This window comes from Methylibium sp., assembly GCF_031393925.1.
GTDB lineage: Bacteria > Pseudomonadota > Gammaproteobacteria > Burkholderiales > Burkholderiaceae_C > Methylibium.
Genome location: NZ_JANMWL010000086.1, coordinates 1 through 3,125, shown reverse-complemented (window position 1 = coordinate 3,125; position 3,125 = coordinate 1). Strand labels below are relative to the sequence as shown.

The following is a 3,125-nucleotide window of genomic DNA, read 5'->3' as shown; positions in this document are numbered from 1 at the left end:
TGGGGAGCCGCCGCTGGGCGCGGCGCGCGCAGCCGCAACAGCCGCCAGCCTCGAATTCACCGGCCTCACCACCCCCGACCCGGTGATGTTGCACGGCGCGCTGCGCCGCATGGCCGACGCGGGCTTCAAGGCCTGCGCCATCGAGGCATCGTCGATCGGTCTGGTCGAACACCGGCTTGCGGCAACGCAGGTCGAGGTCGCCCTGTTCACCAACTTCACCCAAGACCACCTCGATTTCCACGGCAGCATGGACGCCTACTGGGCCGCCAAGCGCGCGCTGTTCGGCTGGCCGGGGCTGAAGGCGGCGGTGATCAATCTCGACGACGAACGCGGCGTGGCGCTGGCCGCCGAGTTGAAGGCCGGCGGCCTCGATCTCTGGACCTATTCGACGCGCCGCCCCGACGCAAGGCTGCGCGCCAGCGCGCTCGGCTACGAGCGCGGCGGCCTGATGTTTGCGCTGGCCGAAGGCATGCAGTCGCTGCCGGTGCAGAGCGGCCTGATCGGCGACTACAACGCTTCCAATCTGCTCGCGGTGATCGGCGGGCTGCGTGCGCTCGGCGTGCCGCTGTCCGACGCGGTGGGCGTGGTGCCGCAGCTCACGCCGGTGCCCGGGCGCATGCAGCGCGCAGCCGATGCGCCGGGCGCTTCCATGCAGCCCGAGGTGGTGGTCGACTATGCGCACACGCCCGACGCGCTCGACAAGACGCTCGCCGCGCTGCGCACGCTGGCCCAGGCGCGCGGCGGCCAGCTCGCCTGCGTATTCGGCTGCGGCGGCAACCGCGACGCGGGCAAGCGCCCATTGATGGGTGCGATCGCCGAGCGCCTGGCAGACCGCGTGTGCGTCACCAGCGACAACCCGCGCCACGAGGAGCCCGGCGCGATCCTGGCGCAGATCGTCGCCGGGATGAGCCTGCCGCAGGCCGCGCGGGTGGTCGAGGACCGTGGTCGCGCGATCGCCGAGGCGGTCGCCGCCGCCGGGCCGCGCGACGTGTTGCTGATCGCCGGCAAGGGCCACGAGGACTACCAGGAGATCGCCGGTGTGAAGCGGCCGTTCTCCGATGTCCTCGAGGCGCGTCGCGCGCTCGCCGCGAGGGCGCTGTGATGGCCGCCATGACCGACGTTGTGACGAGCTTCGCCGGGCCGCTCCAGAGCCGCTCGCGCCCCCTCGAGGGGTCGACGCTCAAGGTCATGGGGGTCCGATGGACACACCGATGATGGATCTGGCGTTGGCGCACCGCCTGCTGCCCGGCTCGGTGCTGGTCGGCGACCCGGCCACGGCGATCTTGCGCGTCCACAGCGACACGCGCAGCCTGCAACCCGGTGACCTGTTCGTGGCGCTCCAGGGCGAGCGCTTCGACGCGCATGACTTTCTCCCGCAGGCGCGGGCCGCCGGTGCGGTGGCGGCGCTGGCGCGGCACGGCCTGGCCGAGAGCGGCCTGGCGGGCCTGCAGGTCGCCGACACGCGCGCCGCGCTCGGCGTGCTGGCCCTGCACTGGCGCGAGCGCCTGGCGCTGCCGTTGATCGCGGTGGCCGGCAGCAACGGCAAGACCACGGTCACGCAGATGATCGCGAGCATGCTGCGCGCGTGGCTGGGAGACGGTGCGTGCTGGACGCTCGGCAACTTCAACAACGACATCGGCGTGCCGCTGACCTTGCTGCGGCTGCGCCAACACGGCGCCAGCTGGCACCGCGCCGCAGTGGTCGAACTCGGCATGAACCATCCGGGTGAAATTGCGCAGCTCGCGCGCATGGCCGCACCCACCGTCGCGCTCGTCAACAACGCGCAGCGCGAGCACCTGGAGTTCATGGCGAGCGTCGAGGCGGTGGCGCGCGAGAACGGCGCGGTGATCGAGGCGCTCGGCGCCACCGGCACCGCGGTGTTCCCGGCCGACGACGAGCACGCGCCGCTGTGGCACCGGCTCGCCGGCAACAGGCCCTGCCTCACCTTCGCGCTGGTCGGCGAGGCCGACCTCACCGCCGAGGCGGTGTGGAGCGACGACCACTGGGCGCTGGTGCTGCACACCCCGGCCGGCGCCACGGCGATCGCGCTCCGCGTGGCCGGCTGGCATAACGTGAAGAACGCGCTCGCGGCCACCGCCTGCGCGCTGGCCGCGGGCTGCCCGCTGGCGGCGGTGGCGCGCGGCCTCGAGGCTTTCGAGCCGGTCAAGGGCCGCTCGCAGGTGAAGGCCTTGCAGCGCGGTGGTCGCGCAGTGACGCTCATCGACGACAGCTACAACGCCAACCCCGACTCGGTGCGCGCGGCCATCGACGTGCTCGCCACCTTGCCCGCGCCGCGCTGGCTGGTGCTCGGCGACATGGGCGAGGTGGGCGACCAGGGGCCGGCCTTTCACGCCGAGGTCGGCGCCTATGCCAAGACGCGCGGCATCGACGTGCTGTGGACGGCGGGCGCGGCCAGCGCCGCCAGCGCGGCGGCCTTCGGCGCGTCGGCGCGCGGCTTCGCCGACACCGCCGAGCTGGTGGCGGCACTGGGCCAGGCGCCCGAGGCCGCGGCGATCGTCGTCAAGGGTTCGCGTTTCATGAAGATGGAACAGGTGGTGGCCGCCTTGCAGGCCAGCGGTGACGCGACCGGCGCAGCCCCGGGCGAAGCCACGAGCAAGGCGAAGCGCGACACCACGCGCGCCGCCGACAGCGACTCACTCGGGGAGGCCCCACATGCTCATTAGCCTGGCCCAGTGGCTGCAAGTGCTCTACCCCGAGCAGCTCGGCGCGCTGCGCGTGTTCCAGTACATCACCTTTCGCGCCGTGATGGCGGCGATGACGGCGCTGCTCATCGGGCTGGCGCTCGGGCCCTTCGTGATCAAGCGCCTGACCGAACTCAAGATCGGCCAGCCGATCCGCATCTACGGCGTGCCCGAGCACATGGTCAAGCAGGGCACGCCCACCATGGGTGGCTTGCTCATCCTGCTGGCCATCGCGATCTCCACCCTGCTGTGGTTCGACTGGAGCAACCGCTTCGTGTGGATCGTGATGATCGTCACCTTCGGCTTCGGCGCGATCGGCTGGGTCGACGACTGGCGCAAGGTGGTGGACAAGAACCCCGAGGGCATGCGCTCGCGCGAGAAGTATTTCTGGCAGTCGGTGATCGGTCTCGTCGCCGCGCTCTA

Annotated in this window: 2 protein-coding genes and 1 pseudogene; all 3 read left to right on the top strand. The window is 71.8% G+C overall.

Annotated features, from left to right (window positions below):
• A partial coding sequence (locus RMO12_RS05365) for a UDP-N-acetylmuramoyl-L-alanyl-D-glutamate--2,6-diaminopimelate ligase (RefSeq protein WP_309638495.1) occupies positions 1-1,102 on the top strand: 1,102 nt, incomplete at its 5' end.
• A gap of 97 nt (positions 1,103-1,199) precedes the next feature.
• The gene (gene murF, locus RMO12_RS05360; protein ID WP_309638494.1) at positions 1,200-2,684 is read left to right on the top strand and encodes a UDP-N-acetylmuramoyl-tripeptide--D-alanyl-D-alanine ligase; all 1,485 of its coding nucleotides are present in this window, start codon (positions 1,200-1,202) and stop codon (positions 2,682-2,684) included.
• Positions 2,674-3,125 (top strand): annotated as a pseudogene (locus RMO12_RS05355) (phospho-N-acetylmuramoyl-pentapeptide-transferase); the annotation flags it as partial. The gene murF and the pseudogene RMO12_RS05355, both read left to right, overlap by 11 nt.

Excerpts from the sequence above, each read along its gene's own strand:
- murF (WP_309638494.1), top strand. The coding sequence starts at position 1,200 with ATGGACACACCGATGATGGATCTGGCGTTGGCGCACCGCCTGCTGCCC.